The organism is Thermomonospora catenispora (genome assembly GCF_006363815.1).
In the GTDB taxonomy this organism is placed as follows: Bacteria; Actinomycetota; Actinomycetes; order Streptosporangiales; family Streptosporangiaceae; genus Thermomonospora; species Thermomonospora catenispora.
Genome location: NZ_RRYT01000013.1, coordinates 118,504 through 138,111 on the forward strand (window position 1 = coordinate 118,504; position 19,608 = coordinate 138,111).

Sequence of the window (19,608 nt, forward strand, 5' to 3'; positions counted from 1 at the left end):
GTGTTCATCTCCTTCTCCGGAGCCGGTGCGGAACCCACGACGGCCCCGCCACCGGGGGTGCGGCCGGTGACGGGGCTGATCGGGATGGGATCGTCGGTGGTCAGGACAGCGCCTCGACGGCGGCGCGGACCTTGCCGGCCAGGGCCGGGGACAGCGGCGCGTAGCCGACGTCGCTCAGCACCTTCTGGCCGTCCTCGCCGGCGGTGTACGTCAGGAAGGCCTTGACGAACTCGGCCTGCTCGGCCGGCAGGCCCTTGGAGCACACGATCTCGTAGGTGACCAGGAAGATCGGGTAACCGCTCTTGGTGTTGTAGTCCAGCTCCAGCGCCAGGTCGTTGCCCTGGCCGACCTGCTTGGCGGTGTCCAGGGCGTTGCCCACGCTCTGCTCGGAGACCTCGACGAACTCACCCGAGCCGTTGGCGATCTTGGCGGTCTGCAGGTCGTTCTTCGTGGCGTAGGACATCTCCACGTAGGAGATGCCGCCCTGGGTCTGCTTGAGGACCGTCACCACGCCGTCGGACTTGGTCGCGCCCTGGCCGCCGGCCTCGGTCGGCCACTTCTTCGCGGGCTCCCACTTCCACTCGTCCCGGGCGACGGAGTGGAGGTACTCGGTGAAGTTCTCGGTCGTGCCGGATTCATCGGCACGGTGGATGGGCTTGATGTCGGTGTTCGGCAGGTTCGCGTCGGGGTTGTCGGCGGCGATCTTCGGGTCGTTCCACTTGGTGATCTCGCCGGCGAAGATCGCGGCCAGCGTGGCGGGCTTGAGCTGCAGGCCGTCGACGCCCGGCAGGTTGTAGATCACCGCGACCGGGCCGACCACCATGGGCAGGTGCCAGGCCGGGTTGCCCTGGCAGCGCTGCCGCGCCTGGGCGGCCTCCTGCTCGTCCATCGTGGAGTCCGAGCCGGCGAAGGCCACCTGCCCGGCGGTGAACGCCTGGATGCCGGCGCCCGAGCCGGTCGGGTTGTAGTTGAGGGTGGCGCCCGCGCAGGCCTGCGCGTACAGCTTCTTCCACTCCTCGATGGCGTTCTTCTGGGCGCTGGAGCCGGCCGCGTTCACCGTGCCCCTGACGCAGTTCACGTCGCCGGGGGCGTTCGCGGCGCTGGAGCCGCCCGTGTTGTCGTCGGAGCCGCACGCGGACAGTGCGAGCGCGCCCGCGACGAACACGCCGCCGAGCGCGGCGAGCCGAGAACCGTTCTTCACCGGGGATTCTCCTCTGGGTCGTCGTGCGGTGAGTCCCCGTGGTCGTTGGAGGCGTTGGGATCACCGTCGCAGGCGACGCTAGGCAGAGCAGGTGTATGGGCGCCCTGATCCAGGTGAACGAGGAGTGAACTGAAATGGGCGGTGCCGGGAAGGTTGTGGCGACTTTGGGTGGATGTTCGGTGAACGCGCTGGTGCGCGGGGGTCGCCGGCGACGGAGGAGGCGCGGATCCGCCGCCGGCGCGCGGGGCGGACCTCCGGCCCGAACGGGGCGCCGCCGGTCGCCGACGCGCGGCCGCGCGGAGAGGGCTCCCCTGAGGCGGCGCGGAGATCCGGGCGCCGAAGCGTGCCGGCTCGGTGGGGAATGCGCTGACGGCGGCGCCCAGGCCCGAGCGTCGAGGCCGGGGCGTCGAGGCGCGGTCGTACGGGGCGGACGGTGAGGAGGCGGAGGGCGGCGGGGCGCGGCTCGTCGGGGCGGCGGCGCCGGTCAGCCGGTGCCGTACATGACGTCGACGGCGCAGCGGGTGAAGCCCAGCGACTCATACAGCCGCACCGCCGGGCGGTTGGCCTCGTCCACGTACAGCATCACCGCGGGGAGACCGCGCTCCCGCAGGTGGTGCAGGCCGATCAGGGTGAGCGTGCGGCCCAGCCCCAGCCCTTGGGCGTCGGGGTCCACGCCCACCACGTACACCTCGCCGATCGGGTCGGGGTGCACCTTGGTCCAGTGGAAGCCGATCACCCGGCCGTCCCGTTCGGCCAGGAACAGCCCCTCGGGGTCGAACCACGGCTCGGCCTGGCGGGCGCGCACGTCCTCGATCGTCCAGGCGCCCTGCTCGGGATGGTCGGCGAAGGCGCGCCCGTTCACGCGCAGCCAGGCCTCCTCGTCCCGGCCGACCCGGAAGGTGCGGATCCGCACCCCGTCGGGGATCGTCGCCTCGGGCAGCGGAGCGCCGTCGAAGGGCCGCCGCATCTGCAGCAGGACCCGCACCCTGGTCAGGCCCTCCGCGCGGGCCAGCGCGGCGGCGGCGGGGAGGTCCCCGTGCGCCCACACCCGCAGCGGGCCGCCGGCCTCCCGCAGCAGCGCCCGCAGCAGCGCCCGGCCGTGCCCGCGGCGGCGATGCCGGGGATGGACGACCAGTTCCCCGGAGGCGTCCCCGTCGTCCGGGGCGGGGTCCAGGTGCGCGTAGCCGGCCACGTCCCGGCCCGCCAGCCGGACCAGCGCATGGGAACGCCCGGCTCGCAGGGTCAGCAGCGTCTGCTCCGACAGCGGCGCCACCCCGTCGTGCCGGGCGGCGTCCTCCGCCAGCGCGAGGACCTGCTCGACCAGCGGCCCGGTCAGTCCGTCCGCGGCGACCACCTCGCGCACGTCATGCTCGCCCACGCCGGCCACCCTAGCCGGTCCGTGAACGGCGCGCGCGGGGAGGTTTGGGACGTTCCACGCCGCTCGCGCGCGTCGCGGCTCAGGAACGGACCGGCTCCGGGGACTCTGACTCCGAGCCGCCCGGCCGGTGGTCGGGGACGAACCGGTAGCCGACGTTGCGCACGGTGCCGATCAGCGACTCGTACTCGGCGCCGAGCTTGGCCCGCAGCCGCCGCACGTGCACGTCCACCGTCCGGGTGCCGCCGAAGTAGTCGTACCCCCACACCTCTTGCAGCAGCTGGGCGCGGGTGAACACCCGGCCGGGATGCTGCGCGAGGTACTTCAGCAGCTCGAACTCCTTGAACGTCAGGTCCAGCACCCGCCCGCGCAGCCGCGCCGTGTAGGTGGCCTCGTCGATGGTCAGGTCGCCGCTGCGGATCTCCCCGGGCACGTCGTCGGCCGCGGCGGACTCCGCCCGCCCGATCGCCAGCCTCAGCCGGGCCTCCACCTCCGCCGGGCCGGCGGTGTTCAGCAGCACGTCGTCCAGTCCCCATTCGGGGCTGAGCGCGGCCAGACCGCCCTCGGTGACCACCGCCAGCAGCGGGCAGTCCAGCCCGGTGGTGCGCAGCAGCCGGCACAGGCTCTTGGCCTGCACCAGGTCGCGCCGCGCGTCGACGATCACCACATCGGCCGGGGGAGCGTCGATCAGCGCGGAGGCCTCCGCCGGAGCGACGCGAATCGAGTGCAACAGCAATCCCAGTGCGGGGAGGACCTCATCCGAGGGCTCCAGCGCATTGGTGAGCAAAAGCACGTTGCTCAAGGTCCGCCTCCCGCCCCTAAAAGACGTGAGGATCCGGGGGCTTCATCGCCCGGATCCCTCGACACGAGGATATCCGAGGCGGCGAATGGGGCAATGGCCCATGACCGTTCGTTTTCCGTCACAGGGGGATGACATCCTGGATCCATGGCCAGGGGCACGATCAGATACTGGGCGGCGGCGCGCGCGGCGGCGGGGGTGGAGTCCGAGCCCTATGAGGCGGCCACGCTGGCCGAGGCGCTGCAGGCGGCCCGCGCGGCGCGGGACGCGACGTTCGCCCAGGTGGTCGCGCGCAGTTCGTTCCTGATCGACGGGGATCCCGTCGGCGCTCGGCCGCATGATTCGGTGATCTTGCGCGACGGCGCGGTCATCGAGGTGCTGCCGCCGTTCGCCGGTGGTTGATCTCACATTCGCCGCCCGCGACGCCCGTTCCCGCGACGCCCTTCCGCGGCGTCCCCGCGGGGTCGTTGCGCCGCGGTGTGATCCTGCGTGATTCCGCGCCGCCGTTCCGTGACGTCGTTCTGCGGCGTCGTTCTGCGGTGTCGTTCCGTGACGTCGTTCCGCGGTGTCGTTCCGCGGCGTCGTCCTCCGGTGCGGCTTCGCCGCGGCCGTCGGTCCGGGGGCGACCGGCCGTCGATGATCCGGCGCTGCTTCATTAGATTCTGGTTGATTCCTCCTGATTTTTCGTGATCGGTGAACTCTTTCGCCGGTTGTCGCGTTACCACCAGGTGAAGCCCGGCGGTCGGTCCGGCTAGGGTTTGCGGGCACGCGGGCGTGAGGGAGACGAGATGCGCAAGGCTTTGGCCGCCGTGGTGATCGTGTTGATCGTGGGATTGGTCGCAGCCGATCGGATCGGTGTGCGGATCGCCGAGGACCGGATCGCCGGCGAGGTCGCCGCCCAGTACGGCCTGACCGAGCGGCCCGCGGTGACCGTCCACGGCGTCCCCTTCCTCACCCAGGCCGTCGGCGGCGAGTACCGGCGCATCGAGATCGGCATCGGCGAGTTCACCCAGCGCGGCGTCACCGTCCGGGACGTCCGCGTGGAGGTGCGCGACCTGCGGGCGCCGCTCGGCGACCTGCTCGGCGGCGTCACCAGCAGCATCGTGGCGGGCACCGCCACCGCCTCGGCGGTCCTGCCGTACGAGCTGATGCGCCGCAACGCCCCCGAGCAGGTCGCCGGCATCCGGCCGCGGGGCGAGAACCTGGAGGTCGAGCTGTCCGGCACCCTGGCCGGCATCCCGGTGAGCGGCACCGCCGTGGTCTCCGTCGAGGCCACCCCCGAAGGGGTGCGGGTCACCCCCCGGTCCGTCGACGCCGGCCGCTTGCGGGTCCCCACCGCCCTGCTCCGTCGGCACCTGGCGTGGACGGTGCCCGTGCAGCGCCTGCCCATCGCCGCCCGCATCACCGACATCCAGGTCACCCCCGAGGGCCTGCGGGTGACGGCCACCGCCCGCGACGTCCCCCTGGGCCGCCTGTGAGGCCACCGGTGAGGCGACCCGGCGCCCGCCGCGCGACACCGTCCCCGGAACCGGCCGGGGGAACCGGCCTGAGAACCGGCCCCGGGAGAGGCCGGCCCGGGAAGGGCCCAGGGGCCGGGGCCGGGAAGAAAACGCACGACCGGAGGGTTGTCCCGGCACGATGACGGGTGCAGGGGTCGCGGCCGCGGTGCTGCTGACGGCGACGGTGTTCGGGCTGTGGCGCCGTCGCCGGGACGGGCGGCTGCGCAAAGGACGCGAAGGAAGGGGCGACGTGCCGGACGGCGAACGGCTGACCGCCGCGGAGCTGGGCGCGGAGCTGGGCGCGCGGGCGACGCTGGTGCAGTTCTCCACGGCGTTCTGCGCCCCCTGCAGGGCCGCCCGGCGGATCCTCGGCGAGGTCGCCGCCATGGTCGACGGCGTCGTCCACATCGAGATCGACGCCGCCTCCCGCCTGGACCTGGCGCGCCGGGCGGGCGTGGTGCGCACCCCCACGGTCCTGGTCCTGGACGCCGACGGCCGGGTGGTGCGGCGCGCCGCGGGCGCCCCGCGCAAGCCCGACGTCATCGCCGCCCTCGGCGAGGCGATCGACCGCGCCGCCGGCGATCCCTAGCGCAGAGCTATCTTCCAAGCAAGATCTCTGTCTCGCCGCTCGAGACAGATGTGACATCTCTCGAGACAACGCTTACCATCAACCCGTGCGTTACTGGACAGAGCAGATGCTCACGAAGCGTCGCGCGGTCGACTTCTGCCGCGTCGCCGCCTCGCTCTGTCGCATGGTCTGAGGCATCGAGCCCTTTTTCAGAGCCCTCTGAGTTCCCCCCAGCTCGGACCACGTCTCAGCACCTGGAGCACCCCTGATGCAGGTCGATCCGCGCGGACAGCGTGTGGCCGCGGGCATCACCACCGTGATCCTGGTGCTGGTGCTGGTCACCGGAAGCTGGGCACTGCTCGCAGCCCAGGCCGTGGTGTTCGCCATCGGAGCCCTGATCGGCCTGCGGTACTCCCCGTACGGCGTCCTCTACCAGGCCCTGATCAGGCCTCGGCTCGGGCCGCCCGCCGAACTGGAGGACCAGGCCCCGCCGCGTTTCGCGCAGGGCGTCGGACTGGTCTTCGCCGTGGCGGGTGTGACCGGGTACGCAGTGGGGATGGAGTGGCTCGGCATCGGTGCCACCGCCTTCGCGCTGGGTGCGGCGTTCCTGAACGCGGCGTTCGGGTTCTGCCTCGGCTGCGAAATGTATCTGCTGATCCGTCGCCTGATTCCCAACTGATCCCATCAACCGCTCCGACAGGGAGGTCTCCGTATGAGCCGCTCCGACGTCCTGGTGGACGCAGACTGGGTGGAACAGCACCTGGACGACCCCGGCGTGGTGATCGTCGAGGTCGACGAGGACGTGTCCGCCTACGACAAGGGCCACATCCGTGGCGCCATCAAGATCGACTGGAAGACCGAGCTGCAGGACCCGGTCCGCCGCGACTTCGTCGACAAGGCCGGCTTCGAGGAGCTGCTGTCCCGCAAGGGGATCTCCAACGACGACCTGGTCATCCTCTACGGCGGCAACAACAACTGGTTCGCCGCCTACGCCTACTGGTACTTCAAGCTCTACGGCCACGAGAAGGTCAAGCTGCTGGACGGCGGCCGCAAGAAGTGGGAGCTGGACTCCCGCGAGCTGGTCACCGAGGTGCCCGAGCGTCCGCGCACCCAGTACAAGGCCAAGGACCAGGACCTGTCGATCCGCGCCTTCCGCGACGAGGTCGTGGACGCCATCGGCAAGGCCAACCTGGTCGACGTGCGCTCGCCGGACGAGTTCTCCGGCAAGCTGCTGGCGCCCGCCCACCTGCCGCAGGAGCAGGCGCAGCGCGCCGGCCACGTGCCGACCGCCCGTAACATCCCGTGGTCGAAGGCCGCCAACGAGGACGGCACCTTCAAGTCCGACGAGGAGCTGCGCGCCCTCTACGAGGAGGCGGGCGTCGACTTCAGCAAGCCCATCATCGCCTACTGCCGGATCGGCGAGCGCTCCTCGCACACCTGGTTCGCGCTGCGCGAGCTGCTGGGCGTGGAGAACGTCAAGAACTACGACGGTTCGTGGACCGAGTACGGCTCGCTGGTCGGCGTCCCGATCGAGCTGGGCGAATCCAAGTGATCCGGTGGGGGACGCGGGTCGTCCCCCACGGTTGAGGACCTTCGAGAGAAGGAGACACGATGACCCAAGGCTGCGCTGCACCCGCCCAGACCGCCCGCCTGCCCGCAACCGTCGACCTGTCCAACGAAGCGGTCATCCAGGGCACCGTCACCCGTGACGGCGCCCCGGTGACGAACGCCTACGCCCGGCTGCTGGACTCCTCCGGCGAGTTCACCGCCGAGGTCGCGACCGGGGACGAGGGCGTGTTCCGCTTCTTCGCCGCCGACGGGGAGTGGACGGTGCGCGTCCTGGCCCCCGGCGGAGTGAGTGTGGACACCAAGGTGACCGCCAAGGTCGGTGAGGTGGCCACCGTCGAGGTCTCCATCTGATCCGACGGAACGCCGATCGGGCCCCGCTCCCGCCTGCCGGGGGCGGGGCCCGGTGTTTTACCCGCCCGGAAAACCCGCATCCCGGAAAACGCTCCGGCGGTCGATAACCGCCGATGCGACCTCATCCGGTCTTTCCGGCGATATGCCCGGCTGGCCGGCAATGCTCTAGAGTCTGTTGCGGCCCTGCATTCAGGGATGCGTCGGGAAAGGGGTCAGGGTTTTGCTCGTGCGACGCGTGGCATGGTGCACCACGGTGCTGCTGGCCGCACAGCTCGCGACCACCGGGGTGGCGGCGGCCGCGCCCTCCCCGTCGCCCGGCCGGACGGCCAAGGCCAAGCCGAGCCGCTCCGCCCGGCCCCAGCCCCAGCAGCAGCAGCGTCCCCAGCAGACCGACTGCCAGCTCGAGCAGGGCAGCCCCGCCAGCCAGATCCAAGGCGAGCCGTGGGCCCAGCAGCGGCTCGGGTTCACCGACGTGTGGCCGCTGACCAAGGGACGGAGCGTCACCGTCGCCGTCGTCGACAGCGGCGTCGACACCTCCCACCCGCAACTGCGGGGCAAGGTCCACGCCGTCGACGTCACCGGCCAGGGCCTGCGGGACTGCGTCGGCCACGGCACCATGGCGGCCGGCATCATCGTCGCCCAGGACATGCGCCGCCGGAGGATCCCGTTCCTCGGCGTGGCGCCCGAGGTGCGGCTGATCTCCATCAAGGCCGCGGTGGGCCGCACCGGCAACAACCCCCGCTGGACCGCCGAGGGCATCCGCAAGGCCGCCGACATGGGCGCCGACGTCATCAACGTCTCCTCCCAGACCCCCAATTACCGGTACCTGCAGGAGGCCGTCGAGTACGCCCAGCGCAAGGACGCGCTGATCGTCGCGGCCGCCGGCAATGTCCAGGACGAGCAGCGCGGCACCGCCACCGCCGCCTACCCCGCGGCCTACGAGGGGGTCGTGTCGGTCGGCGCGGTCGGCCAGGACGGCTCCCTGGCCCAGTTCTCCAACTCCAAGACCCCGGTCAGCGTGATCGCCCCCGGCGTGAACATCATCGCCACCTGGCCGGGCGGCACCTACAGGAGCGACAGCGGCACCAGCTTCGCCACCCCCTTCGTGGCCGGCGTCGCCGCCCTGGTCCGCGCCTACCACCCCCGCCTGAACTACCGGCAGGTCAAGCGTCGCCTGGAGCTCACCGCCGACGGCGGCACCGCCATCGGCACCGGCGGCGGCATGGTCAACCCCGGCCAGGCCGTCACCGCCGTCCTCGAGGGCGAGTCCCGCGGCGTCATCCCCACCCCCAAGCCCCGCACCGTCTCCATCGCCCAGCCCCAGCCCGAGGACTCCTTCACCCGCACCCTGGCGCTCTCCATGGCCGGCGGCGCCCTGACCCTGGCCGCCACCGCCGTGGCCGCCGGCGTCATCATCCCCGCCGGCCGCCGTCGCGGCTGGCGCCCCACCCGCCGCACCGCCCCGCCGTCCTGATTCCGGCGAAAAGCAGGAACAAAAGGCTGAAATATGTCACCATGAATACCCGACCGCCTGCTGTGGGCATATCGTGTCCTGCGCCGGGGAGTTCTCTTGGGAGAGAAAAACAGGATCGCTGAGGCCCTGAACGGTCCGAGCCCCGGGCCCAGCCCGACCCCGCCCCCCACGCCCGGCCCGACCACCGGGCCTCATCCGCCCTCGGGAGGGGGGACGCCCACCTCGCCTCCCACACCCCGGACCACTCCTGTGCCTCGACCGACTCCGCCTCGTCCCACCAGCGGTGAGAACCGGGATGTGCGGTTCCAGCCCCAAGAGATGCGGAACCTGGGGAAGGCGATCGAGACGGAGATGCTCGAGCTGTTCAAGAAGGCTCGGGTGAAGCTGAACGACAAGCCCCGCGAGGTGCAGCCCGAGGTCTACACGATGCTGTGCATCAGCGCCGCGCTGGTCTACACCCAGGTCATCGAGTGGGCCGACCAGGACCTCATTGAAAAGAGCAAGGTCGCGATCGACTTCAACAACCGCATGCAGGACGCGGCGAAGAACAGCGAGGAAGCCGAACGGGCGTCCACGATCAAGAAAGTGCAGGGCTGATGAGCGACGGCAACGCGCTGAGCGCATGCTCGGGGTTGGCGCAGGCCGCCATGTTCGAGGCGCTGTGGGTCGCCGTGGTCATCCCCGCGGCCATCCCGATCATCCCGCTCACCTTCCAGTCCCAGGGAGACCCGGCCACGGTGTGGGAGGGGGCCGGCGGCTGGAAGGACATGATCGCCGAGCTTGAGCAATCCCAGGACAAGATCGACGAATACCGGCACACGCGGCTGAGCCGGGAGCGCTGGGACGGCAAGGACCGGGACGCCTTCGACGGCAAGATGGAGAACTTCCAGGACCAGATCGGCTGGAGCATCGCGGTGGCGTGGGTCGTCACCGCCTGCCTGTACGTTCTGGCCGTGATGGTCGGGATCTTCATCTACATGCTGTTCCTGATCATGACCTTGCTGGCGATCTTCGCCACCGCGATCGTCATCGCGGCGGGCACCGTCGTCGGTGCTCCTGCCGCGCTGGAGCTGGAGGCCACGGCGAACCAGTTCGCCCACATGGCGTACACGGTGTTGAACGTGTCGGCCAAAGCCATCGAACTGACCTCCCGCGGTGTCGCCGTCCTCTGGGGCGGAATGCTCGCAGCGAACGCCATCGGCCAGTGGACTCAGGGCAACAACCGGGTGGCGGCCACCTACGGGAACGCCTTCGTGCGCGGTCTCGACGACACCCTCAAGGGCAGCCTGGCCTGGCTGAACCAGTGGGCCTACGGCAAGATGTTCGGCAGTCCCGCCACCAATTGGTGGGGCAAGCCGACCGAGGGCGCCCGGACCGCGGGCTGGAGCAACCTGGAAAGGATCTTTGGCGGTCTGGGCGGTATCGATGTGGGAGGCAACGTCGTGGGCGGTTGGGAAGGGTCGGCGCCCACGCAGTTGACCGACCGCATGATCGACTGGGGGGCGAAGAAGGTCGGGCTGGACACCGGATATGCCGGTGACGACGAGGAAGGCACCGGACCGAACGACAAGCGGAGCCCTGCAGAGAAGTACGTGGAGCGCACCCAGCCCAAGGGATCCGGTTCCTGACTGTTCTCTGTGCCCTTCCGGGGATGCCGGAAGGGCACAGAAGGCGATCACTGAGAAGATTCCGGCTGCTCGTTCTCTTGGTCATTCCGGTTTCCGCGGGGGCGGTCCCGGCCTTCCGCCTCCCGCACATAGCGGGGCAGCACCCATTTCGGGGGGTAGATGGCATACAGGGCCGCTGCGAGAATGGCCGGCAGCGCTATGCACCCGAGGGGAAGGACCAGCCAAGAAGGCATGGCGGTCCAATCATCGATGACCCCCAGCAGCTCCAGGCCACTGGAGACGGTCAGCGGCAGCAGAATGCACAGTCCCGCCACCGAGAGCCACATGTAGTAGAACGGCGCGTAGGCCGTGTTGTTCGTGGCGAAGTGGCGCCGCTGCCAGCGGCGCCAGCGGCCCGTATAGGCCAGGACGCCGAGGACCACCCGGAAGATCAAAAAGGCCGACACCGCCGCGGCCGCGATGAACAGCGTGAGGGGGTCCACGTCGCCGCCGGTGGACTCGTTCGCCGGCACCATCGCGGGGGCGTCGCCCAACCGGTGCACCGAGTGCATCAGGTTACCCCAGGGCACGGTCATCGGAAACCGTCACCGGCCGGTGTCGATCCGGATTCCCAACTGACGCTGCAACTGGTCGAGCATGCGCTGAGTGTCCGAGCTCGCCTTCTGGAACATGTTCTGCATCTCGGCCAGCGACTCCTTGAGCCGCTCGGGGTCCCTGAGCATCCCCAAGGGATTGACGGTGTCGCCGAACTCCTGCGCCGTCAGCTCCTCGACCTGCTCATTGAGGTGCGCACGCGCCCGTCGCGCGGCCTCCCGGATCGCCTCCGCCAGCTCCTGGGAGCCCATGCGCATCGCGCGCGGATCGATGTAGATCTCCGCCACCGGATCTTGTGAGGTGCAGGTCACCCGGACCCGCCCGTCGGCGGACTCTCCCTTTCCCTCCAGGTCGGCCATCTTCTCCCGTACGGTGGAAAGCGCCTTCATGCGCTGCTGCGACTGCTGAAGGGCGTCCGCCGCATCCATATTGCTGAGATCGAAGTCCACGACTTGCCCTCTCCTCCGTACCGGAGCCCTGGCTCGGCGTCATTCTCATGATCGCGAGTCACGCCAGTCTAGCTATCGCCTCTTTCTCTGTGCAGGCGTATCGCTTCGGCCGATGCGCAGGGAACATCCCCTGCGCATCGGCCGAGACCTCGGGACGGCCGGGAGGCGAACGGTCGGGAACGAAAGACATCACTTCGCCCGATGGCGCGGATCCCGTCGGGCTCGCGGGCTCGATACGGGCCGTTCACGCGATCGCGCGCGAGGAGACCGATCGTCGAGGAGGCCGCCGAAAAGCCGGCAACGGGTCGTGGAGGGGCTGGAAAGCCTGTGCGGGCGGGCGATGCGATTCGCATCGCCCGCCCGCACGAGTCGGCGTCGTGTCCCCGCTCAGGCGTCCCGGTAGGCGGTCTGGATGAGGCGGGTCCCGGTACGGCGGTCGATGAAGTAACCCCGGCCGGGCGGCAGCTTGTGCGGCTTGATGTTGCCCAGCAGGATGCCCTCGTCCTTGTCGCCGGACATCAGGAGACCGGGAGAGGCCATCTCCTTGATGCGCTGGATGATCGGGTCGAACATGCCGCGGCCAGCGCCGCCCATGGCGCGGGCGACGATGAGGTGCAGACCGATGTCCCGGGCCTGCGGCAGCAGCTCCACCAGCGGACGCAGCGGGTTGTCGGAGGTGGCGACCATCTCGTAGTCGTCGACGATCAGGAACAACTCCGCACCCGTCCACCAGGAGCGGGACCGCAGCTGCTCGGGGGTCAGGTCGGGCGGGGGCAGCCGGGACTCCATGGCCCCGTAGATGTCGCGGGCCAGGGACGAGGCGGCGGTGGACGAGGCGGCGTAGCCGATCTGGTGCTCGGTCTCGGCCACGTCCAGCAGCGAACGGCTGTAGTCGATGAAGATCATCCGCGCCTGGTTGGGCGTGTACCGTTCGGCGATCCCGGCGGCGATCGTCCGCAGCAGGTTGGACTTGCCGCACTCGGTGTCCCCGATGACCAGGAAGTGCGGGTCGGCCGCGAAGTCCAGATAGACCGGCGACAGGGTGTCCTCGTCGATGCCGATCGGCAGCGCGGGCCCGGTCTCGGACGCGGACGGCAGCTGACCGATGGGCAGCACGTCGGGCAGCAGCCGGACCGGCCGGGCGGTCGGGCCGTGCCAGGCCTCGCGGATCGCCTTGACGGTGGCGGCGACGCCCTCGGCGAGGGTCTCGACGTTGTTGTCGCCGTCGATCCGCGGCAGCGCGGTCAGGAAGTGATAGCCGTCCCGCGACAGGCCTCGGCCGGGCCGGTCCTCCGGCACGTTCTCGGCCTTCTTCCGGTCGATCTCCGACTCGTACGGGTCACCGAGCCGCAGCTCCAGCTTGGTGCCGAGCAGGTCGCGGATGCTGGTGCGGAACTCCGACCACTTGTTGCTGGAGAGCACCACGTGGATGCCGTACCCCAGGCCGCGGGCGGCGATCTGGGTGATGGTCTCCTCGAGGTTCTCGTAGTCCTGCCGCAGCGTCAGCCAGTTGTCCACTACCAGGAACACGTCGCCGTACCCGTCGCCGGCGTAGTCGGTGGTGGCCCGCAGCCGCCGGTAGGCGGCCATCGAGTCGATGCCGCGCTCGGCGAACTCCCGCTCCCGGCTCTCCAGCAGGCCGGAGATCTCGGCCACGGTGCGCCGGATCCGGTCGGCGTCCCGCCGGGTGGCGACCGAGCCGATGTGCGGCAGGTCCGTCATCGCCGCCAGCGTTCCACCGCCGAAGTCCAGGCAGTAGAACTGCACCTCCTCCGGGGTGTGCAGCAGCGCCAGCGAGGTGATCAGCGTCCGCAGCATGGTGGACTTGCCGGACTGCGGACCGCCCGCCACGCCCACGTGACCGGCACCGCCGGACAGGTCCAGCCAGTAGGGGTCGCGGCGCTGGTCGAACGGCCGGTCCACCAGGCCGACCACGGCGTGCAGCCGTCCCCGCCACTCCCAGCCGTCGGTGGTCAGGCCGTGCGCGGGGGTCGCCGACAGCCGCGGCAGCATCTCGTTCAGCGTCGGCGGGACGTCCAGCGGCGGCAGCCAGATCTGGTGCGGCTCGGGGCCGTGCCCGGCCAGCTGGCGCACCACCACGTCGAACAACGACTCGGAGCTTTTGCTCTTCTCCTGCTGCGGCTGCTCGGGCTTGGGCTGCTCGATGATCTGCGGCTGGATGTAGTCGGGGATGTACGGCAGCACCTGGCGGACGATCTGCGGCCCCTGCGACTGCTGGTTCTGCTGCTCCACCACCTCGTCGACCGGGCCGGAGACGTACCCCGCCTTGAACCGCACCAGCGGCTCGGTGGCGAACTTCAGGTAGCCGTTACCGGGCGACGGCGGCAGCTCGTAGGCGTCGGGCACGCCCAGCACCACCCGCGACTCCATCGCCGAGAACGTCCGCAGGCCGATCCGGTACGACAGGTGGGTGTCCAGGCCGCGCAGCTTGCCCTCCTCCAGACGCTGCGAGGCCAGCAGCAGGTGCACGCCCAGCGAACGGCCCAGCCGGCCGATCATCACGAACAGATCGGCGAAGTCCGGCTTGGCGCTCAGCAGCTCGGAGAACTCGTCCAGCACGATGAACAGCGACGGCATCGGCTCCAGGGGCGCCCCCTCCAGCCGCGCCTTCTCATAGTCGCGCAGCGAGGCGTAGTTGCCCGAGCGGCGCAGATGCTCCTGGCGCCGGACCATCTCGCCGTGCAGCGCGTCGTACATCCGGTCGACCAGGGGGAGCTCTTCCTCCAGGTTGGTGATGATCGCCGAGACGTGCCGCAGGCCCTCCATGCCCAGGAACGTCGCACCGCCCTTGAAGTCGACCAGGACGAAGTTGAGCACCTCGGGGGAGTGGGTGAGCGCCAGCGCCAGCACCAGCGTGCGCAGCAGCTCCGACTTGCCCGAACCGGTCGCCCCGATGCACAGGCCGTGCGGGCCCATGCCGCCCTGCGCCGACTCCTTGATGTCCAGCTCCAGGGGCCGGCCGTCGGCGTCGATGCCGATCGGCACCCGCAGCCGGTTGCGCTGCGGCCGCGGCCGCCACATCACGTTCGGGTCGATGTTGTAGACGTCGTCGATGCCCAGCAGCGAGGTCAGCGTCATGTTGCCGGCGAGGACGTCCTCCTCCGGCTCGTCGGCGGCGCTGGCCCGCAGCGGCGCCAGCTGCCGGGCCAGCGCCTCGGCCTCGGCGATCCCGGCCCGGTCCGGCTTGCCGATCTTGGAGAGCACGTCCTTGCCGGTGCGGTCGCGCTTGACCATCTGGACGAGGTTCTTGGTGATCCGCAGCCGCAGCATGGTGTTCTCGGCGGTCTGCGCGACGCTGCCGGTCAGGTCGACCACGCACACCCCGTCGATGCCGTCGGTGGCGATCTGCGAGTCGTAGGAGGCGCCGCCGCCGTCCACGATGATCAGGTGGAACGGCTCGGCCGGGGTGCGCGCGGCGCCGAACATGCTGCGGTCTTTGATCTCCGCGCCGAGCAGGTTCTCCAGCTCGGACATGGTGTGGGTCATCAGCCGGACCTGCCCGGCCGCGTCGTGCTCGGTGGGATGCAGGGTGTGCGGCAGCCACTTCATCCACTGCCAGTACGGCATCCGCTCCCGCGAGGCGCAGACGGTGATCCGCACGTCGTCGGGGGAGTGGAACGCGGCCAGCTGCATGATCATCGCGCGCACCATGCCGTACACCGCGTCCGGCTCGCCCTCGGGCAGGATCCGGGCGAACGACCGCAGCGAGATCGCCACCGGCAGGTCCGGCACGGTCGAGTGGGCGCGCAGGAAACGCCGCAACGCCCCGGCGGTCATCGGCTCCAGGTCCTCCACCGGTTTGGTCTCCGGCGGGATCAGCTGGACGGCCAGGCGCTGCGCACCGGTGCCGATGCGGACCTGGGCGAAATCGGGGTCGGAGGGACGCCGCTCCCACAGCCGCGGGCTCATCACCATGGACCACAATCGGCCGGGGGCGGGGTTGTTCCACTCCAGCGCCTCGCGCTGCTGCTTGGCGGCCTTGCGGACCTTGGCCCGGACCTGGCCGAGATAACGCAGGTAGTCGCGGCGGGCGCTGTTCAGCTTCATCTTCCGCTCGCCGCTGTTTTGGCCGAGCTGGCTGAAAATCATCCCGACCATTGACAGCGCGAACATGCCGCCCGCCACCATCTGCAGCACGTTGGCGTTGGGGTTCATGAACATGAACACCATCGCGCCCGACCCCGCCGCCATCGGCAGGTACTGCAGAACGTTCTGGAAGGAGTTGGTGACGACTTCGGGCAGCTCGGGCGGCGACTCCAGCAGAATCTCGCCCCTCGGCATCTGGGGCGGCTGCCTGCGCTCGCTGCGCCGCACGAGTACGGTGCTCACCCGATCTCTCCTCAGGTCGCTGCTCGGTCGCCGGAACCCGGACGCGCCGGGGGAATCCCCGGCATTTTAGGGAGTTGCGTCCAGGTCATGGCGTCCGGTGACTTCTCTCCCGAGAAGCGTGCCAGGTCCGGCCGCCCGGCGCGACCGGACGGCCGTGTCCGGTCCGGACGAGCCCGGATGGGACCGGATGAGACCGGATGAGAGTCGTGGGAGGCCGCGGGAGAAGACGCACGGGCGAGACCGCGGGCGGGACGAGACGGCCCGGACCCGCCCCGCGGCGGGCGGGCGCCGGTCATTCGCCTTCCGGCGCCTTCCGGAAGGCCCGTTCTGCCGGACCCGAGCGGATGTTCTGGTGGATCGGCGCCATTGGCCGCGGATACGACCGGATGCGGCCATCGCGACGTGAGGGTCGGATGGGGGGAGTGGCGACGGATCCTCGTTTTCGGCCATGCTAGATGGCTGTCTGCCGATTCAGGGTGTTTGATCGGGGCGCGGCGGGGTGCCGGCCCCGCCGTTTGTGAGGAACGAGTTGAGTCCGACTGCGGGAACGGATCTCTGCCGGGTCACGGTGGTCGGTCCCCAGCGCAGGGTCGATATCTCCCTGCCCACCGACGTGCCGTTCGCCCAGCTCTTCCCAGCGATCCTGCACTATCTCGGGGAGAACCTGGCCGAGCACGGGCTCGCCCACGGGGGCTGGGTGCTCCAGCGCCTGGACGAGGCGCCCTTCGCCGGCGACCAGACCCCCGGCCAGGTCAATCTGCGCGACGGCGAACAGCTCTACCTGCGGCCGGGCATGTCCCAGCTGCCGGAGCCCTCGTTCGACGACGTCGCCGACGTGGTGGCCACCGGCGTCAACGAGCAACCGGACCGCTGGCGGATCGAGTGGACCCGGGTCTTCGCGCTCGGCGCCGGAGCCGGCACCGCGGTGTTCGCCGCGGTGATCCTGCTGCTGTCCGGCCCGTCGTGGATCGTGCCCTCCATCGCCGCGGGGGTGCTGGCGCTGGCGCTGCTGGTCGCGGGCGTGTCGGTGTCCCGGGCGGCCGGCGACTCGGTGGCCGGGGCGCTGCTGGGGTTCGTGGCGCTGCCGCACGCCTTCCTGGCCGGCCTGCTCGGCCCCGCCCGCCACGACCCGCTGTCGGAGCTGGGCAACCTGCACCTGCTGTCGGGGTTCGCGGTCGTGGTGCTGGTCTCGGCGATCGCCGCGGTGGCCGTGGCCGACGGACTGCCGATGTTCCTGGGCACCGGGTCGGCGGCGCTGGCCGGCTGCATCGGCGCCGGCGTCGGACTGCTGTTCGACAACCTCTCCGGCTCCGGCGTCGCCGCCGTCACCTGCGTGGTGTTCATGGCGCTGGTCCCGCTCGCCCCCGCCATCGCGTTCCGGCTGGCCCGGGTCACCCTGCCGCCGCCGCCCGCCAACGTCGAGGAGCTGCGCCGCGACACCCTGCCGGTGGACGGCAACGTGGTGCGCCGCCGCACCGCCCGCGCCGACCGGATCGTCACCGGCATCACCCTGGCGGTCGGCCTGGTCGGGCTGACCGCGGTGATCCCGCTGTCGCTGGCCGACGGCTGGCTGGCCCCGCTCACCGCCGGGTTCATCTCGGTGTCGCTGCTGCTGCGCTCCCGGCTGTTCCGCGGCCGGTTCCAGCGGCTGAACCTGATGGTCTCCGGGTGGCTCGGCCTCGGCGTCCTGGGGATCGGCATCGCCTCCGGCTCCTCCCAGCTGGTGGCGCTGCTGGGGGCGGTCCTCCCGCTGATCGCGGCGGGCGCCACCGTGGTGGGCGCCGGATTGTGGCTGCCCGGCAAGAAGCTCTCGCCGTTCTGGGGCCGGGCCGCCGACGTGTGCGACTTCACCGTCGCGCTCGGCCTGATCCCGCTGTCGCTCGGCGAGGCCGGACTGTACGCCTGGGTCCGCGGCCTGGGGGGCTGAACGCATGCAGACCCGCAAGGACCTGCTGCAGGCGCATCGTCTGAACACCCAGCGCGCCGCGCTGGCGCTGATCCTCGGCCAGCCCGACACCGCCGAGCAGCCGATGCGCCGGATCAACGTCTCCACGTTCGCCGGCGTCATGATCAGCGTGCTGGTGACGGCGGTGTTCGGCATCTACGGCATCCTGCGGCCCGGCGGGGCCGCCAACCTCAAACAGGCCGGGATGCTGATCGTCGAGAAGGAGACCGGCGCCCGCTACGTGTGGTGCGAGAACGGCAAGCTCTGCCCGGTGGCCAACTACGTGTCGGCCCGGCTGCTGGCCGGCACGGACGACAAGCACCGGCGCACCGTCTCCCGCAACTCCCTGGACGAGTTCCAGCGCGGGCCGCTGATCGGCATCGCGGGCGCCCCCAACACCCTGCCCGAGGCCAAGGAGCTGGTGAAGACCCCCTGGTCGGCGTGCGTGCGGACGGTCGAGAACGCCACCTTGGGCAACGTCTCGATGGTCTCCCTGGTGGTCGGCCGTCAGGTCGGCGGCCAGCCGCTGCGCGACGACCAGGCCATCGTGATCCGCTCGGCCGACGAGTACTGGCTGATCTGGAAGAACCGCCGGCTGCGCGTCGACCCCTCCGTGGTCAACGCCCTCAGCCCCAACCCGGCGCAGATCTCGGCCAAGTGGCTCAACGCCCTGCCCGTCGGCCCGGACTACCAGGCCCCCGCCATCCCCGGCCTCGGCCAGCAGGTCCACGGCCCGGGCGGCAGGCCGGCCCGGGTCGGCCAGCTCTACTCGGTCGTCACCGCCTCGGGCACCAACTACTACGTCCAGCTCGCCGACGGGATCGCCCCGATCAGCGAGATCGAGAAAGAGCTGCTGCGCGCCGACCCCGACTCCCGGCGGGCCTACGGGGACCTGCCCGTCCAGGAGGGGCAGCTGGACCCCGCCACGGTCAACACCACGCCCAAGTCGGCGCGCCAGATCACCAAGCCCGAGCTGGCCGGCAGCCCGCCGCAGATCGTGAACTTCTCCGAGCAGACCCCGCTGTGCTCGGTGTACGACGACCCCACCGGCGACAGCGGCGGCCGGGTCACCCTGAACGGCACCCTGCCCGACCCGCCGCAGACCGTCGCCGCCGTCGGCGTCGACCAGCTGGACTTCCCGCCCGGCGGCGCCGCCCTGGTGGGCGCCATGCCGTCCCCCGGCAAGGCCTCCGCCGTCAGCACCTACTACCTGGTCACCGAGGGGATGAAGTTCCCGCTGAAGGACGCGGAGACCGCCGGCAAGCTGGGCTATGACGTCAGCAAGGCGGTTCCGGTCCCCACCTCTTTGCTCAACCTCGTTCCGGAGGGGCCGCTGCTCGACCCGTCCGCCGCCGCACGTGAGCTGTCCAACGGGCCGCGCTGAGGCCCGGCCCCGGGCGGCCGCCGGCCGATACCGGACGGAAATCAGGTGGAACCTTTTTCCTCTCCGGTGCGTCTAAAGGCCTTTCTTAATCGGCCCGCCGAGATTTTCGGAAACAGGTCGCCAGGGCCCGTCGGAGACGGGCGGGCCCTGGTCAGCGGCCCTCGAAGGGCGTCGCGATGAGATCACGAAAAGTCCGGTAAGCGGACCGATCGGTGGACAGCCCGGTTTTTTCTCTCTACAGTGCAGCACAGCGGCGATGTTTTCCACTCCTGCCGTGTGATGTCGCCGCCGGGAAGGACGGCTCACGGGGGCGTGACGTCGCTCCGCCCGCTCCGCTGTGAGAGGGCCGGTGAGCCTGGAGGACACAGCGATCGGAGGAGGGTCGTAGATGTCGCAGTCGGCTGTCGATAGGGCGGCGATGG

Annotated in this window: 18 protein-coding genes; 12 read left to right on the top strand and 6 right to left on the bottom strand. The window is 70.6% G+C overall.

Features of this window, described 5'->3' with window-relative positions:
• Window positions 1-100: 100 nt before the first annotated feature.
• The 3 genes from pstS to EIO00_RS12725 all read right to left on the bottom strand — a co-directional run bounded on the left by pstS (window position 101) and on the right by EIO00_RS12725 (window position 3,378).
• Complete coding sequence (gene pstS, locus EIO00_RS12715) at window positions 101-1,201, bottom strand: phosphate ABC transporter substrate-binding protein PstS (protein WP_140178476.1); 1,101 nt, start codon at window positions 1,199-1,201, stop codon at window positions 101-103.
• 484 nt (window positions 1,202-1,685) lie between these two features.
• Window positions 1,686-2,564, bottom strand: coding sequence for a mycothiol synthase (gene mshD / locus EIO00_RS12720; protein WP_206664125.1), 879 nt, complete (start codon window positions 2,562-2,564; stop codon window positions 1,686-1,688).
• A gap of 94 nt (window positions 2,565-2,658) precedes the next feature.
• Entirely contained in the window at window positions 2,659-3,378 is a 720-nt protein-coding gene (locus EIO00_RS12725; protein WP_140178482.1) for a winged helix-turn-helix transcriptional regulator, read from the bottom strand.
• Window positions 3,379-3,522: 144 nt separating this feature from the next.
• Here EIO00_RS12725 and EIO00_RS12730 point away from each other — a divergent pair, with 144 nt between their 5' ends.
• The 10 genes from EIO00_RS12730 (at window position 3,523) to EIO00_RS12770 (ending at window position 10,464) form a co-directional block, all read left to right on the top strand.
• Entirely contained in the window at window positions 3,523-3,777 is a 255-nt protein-coding gene (locus EIO00_RS12730; RefSeq protein ID WP_140178485.1) for a MoaD/ThiS family protein, read from the top strand.
• 386 nt (window positions 3,778-4,163) lie between these two features.
• Window positions 4,164-4,853, top strand: coding sequence for an LmeA family phospholipid-binding protein (locus EIO00_RS12735; RefSeq protein WP_140178488.1), 690 nt, complete (start codon window positions 4,164-4,166; stop codon window positions 4,851-4,853).
• 271 nt (window positions 4,854-5,124) lie between these two features.
• Window positions 5,125-5,463, top strand: coding sequence for a TlpA family protein disulfide reductase (locus tag EIO00_RS12740; RefSeq protein ID WP_422100046.1), 339 nt, complete (start codon window positions 5,125-5,127; stop codon window positions 5,461-5,463).
• Window positions 5,464-5,569: 106 nt separating this feature from the next.
• The gene (locus EIO00_RS25935; RefSeq protein WP_372504074.1) at window positions 5,570-5,635 is read left to right on the top strand and encodes a putative leader peptide; all 66 of its coding nucleotides are present in this window, start codon (window positions 5,570-5,572) and stop codon (window positions 5,633-5,635) included.
• 75 nt (window positions 5,636-5,710) lie between these two features.
• On the top strand, window positions 5,711-6,121 hold the full coding sequence (locus tag EIO00_RS12745) for a DUF4395 domain-containing protein (RefSeq protein ID WP_140178494.1): 411 nt from the start codon (window positions 5,711-5,713) through the stop codon (window positions 6,119-6,121).
• Window positions 6,122-6,154: 33 nt separating this feature from the next.
• Window positions 6,155-6,994: a sulfurtransferase gene (locus tag EIO00_RS12750; RefSeq protein ID WP_140178497.1), complete on the top strand. Its 840-nt coding sequence runs from the start codon at window positions 6,155-6,157 to the stop codon at window positions 6,992-6,994.
• 59 nt (window positions 6,995-7,053) lie between these two features.
• Window positions 7,054-7,362 (top strand): DUF1416 domain-containing protein, encoded by a 309-nt coding sequence (locus EIO00_RS12755; RefSeq protein WP_140178501.1) that lies wholly within the window; start codon window positions 7,054-7,056, stop codon window positions 7,360-7,362.
• Between the two features lie 226 nt (window positions 7,363-7,588).
• Complete coding sequence (locus tag EIO00_RS12760) at window positions 7,589-8,836, top strand: S8 family peptidase (RefSeq protein ID WP_140178504.1); 1,248 nt, start codon at window positions 7,589-7,591, stop codon at window positions 8,834-8,836.
• A gap of 318 nt (window positions 8,837-9,154) precedes the next feature.
• A complete protein-coding gene (locus EIO00_RS12765; RefSeq protein ID WP_140178507.1) occupies window positions 9,155-9,433 on the top strand; it encodes a hypothetical protein in 279 nt (92 codons plus the stop codon).
• Complete coding sequence (locus EIO00_RS12770; RefSeq protein ID WP_140178510.1) at window positions 9,433-10,464, top strand: hypothetical protein; 1,032 nt, start codon at window positions 9,433-9,435, stop codon at window positions 10,462-10,464. Before EIO00_RS12765 ends, EIO00_RS12770 begins: the two co-directional genes overlap by 1 nt.
• 47 nt (window positions 10,465-10,511) lie before the next feature.
• On the opposite strand, the gene EIO00_RS12775 is transcribed toward EIO00_RS12770, so the two are convergent.
• From EIO00_RS12775 to eccCa, 3 genes are all read right to left on the bottom strand, one after another.
• Window positions 10,512-11,039 carry a hypothetical protein gene (locus EIO00_RS12775; protein WP_140178513.1) on the bottom strand — a complete coding sequence of 176 codons (528 nt, stop codon included), beginning with the start codon at window positions 11,037-11,039 and terminating at the stop codon, window positions 10,512-10,514.
• Window positions 11,040-11,048: 9 nt separating this feature from the next.
• Window positions 11,049-11,507, bottom strand: a complete 459-nt coding sequence (locus tag EIO00_RS12780; RefSeq protein ID WP_140178516.1) for a YbaB/EbfC family nucleoid-associated protein — start codon at window positions 11,505-11,507, stop codon at window positions 11,049-11,051.
• 387 nt (window positions 11,508-11,894) lie between these two features.
• On the bottom strand, window positions 11,895-15,857 hold the full coding sequence (gene eccCa / locus EIO00_RS12785) for a type VII secretion protein EccCa (RefSeq protein WP_140178518.1): 3,963 nt from the start codon (window positions 15,855-15,857) through the stop codon (window positions 11,895-11,897).
• 529 nt (window positions 15,858-16,386) lie between these two features.
• On the opposite strand from eccCa, the gene eccD reads away from it, so the two are divergent.
• Together eccD and eccB are read left to right on the top strand one after the other, a co-directional pair.
• A complete protein-coding gene (gene eccD / locus EIO00_RS12790) occupies window positions 16,387-17,784 on the top strand; it encodes a type VII secretion integral membrane protein EccD (protein WP_140178521.1) in 1,398 nt (465 codons plus the stop codon).
• A gap of 4 nt (window positions 17,785-17,788) precedes the next feature.
• Window positions 17,789-19,186 carry a type VII secretion protein EccB gene (gene eccB, locus EIO00_RS12795; RefSeq protein WP_140178524.1) on the top strand — a complete coding sequence of 466 codons (1,398 nt, stop codon included), beginning with the start codon at window positions 17,789-17,791 and terminating at the stop codon, window positions 19,184-19,186.
• Window positions 19,187-19,608 lie beyond the last annotated feature (422 nt).

What these genes read in the sequence shown, in the direction of transcription:
- EIO00_RS12730 (WP_140178485.1), top strand. Translation starts at nt 3,523, where the DNA reads ATGGCCAGGGGCACGATCAGATACTGGGCGGCGGCGCGCGCGGCGGCG.
- EIO00_RS12735 (WP_140178488.1), top strand. Translation starts at nt 4,164, where the DNA reads ATGCGCAAGGCTTTGGCCGCCGTGGTGATCGTGTTGATCGTGGGATTG.
- EIO00_RS12745 (WP_140178494.1), top strand. Translation starts at nt 5,711, where the DNA reads ATGCAGGTCGATCCGCGCGGACAGCGTGTGGCCGCGGGCATCACCACC.
- EIO00_RS12750 (WP_140178497.1), top strand. Translation starts at nt 6,155, where the DNA reads ATGAGCCGCTCCGACGTCCTGGTGGACGCAGACTGGGTGGAACAGCAC.
- EIO00_RS12755 (WP_140178501.1), top strand. Translation starts at nt 7,054, where the DNA reads ATGACCCAAGGCTGCGCTGCACCCGCCCAGACCGCCCGCCTGCCCGCA.
- EIO00_RS12765 (WP_140178507.1), top strand. Translation starts at nt 9,155, where the DNA reads ATGCGGAACCTGGGGAAGGCGATCGAGACGGAGATGCTCGAGCTGTTC.
- EIO00_RS12770 (WP_140178510.1), top strand. Translation starts at nt 9,433, where the DNA reads ATGAGCGACGGCAACGCGCTGAGCGCATGCTCGGGGTTGGCGCAGGCC.
- EIO00_RS12775 (WP_140178513.1), bottom strand. Translation starts at nt 11,039, where the DNA reads ATGACCGTGCCCTGGGGTAACCTGATGCACTCGGTGCACCGGTTGGGC.
- eccB (WP_140178524.1), top strand. Translation starts at nt 17,789, where the DNA reads ATGCAGACCCGCAAGGACCTGCTGCAGGCGCATCGTCTGAACACCCAG.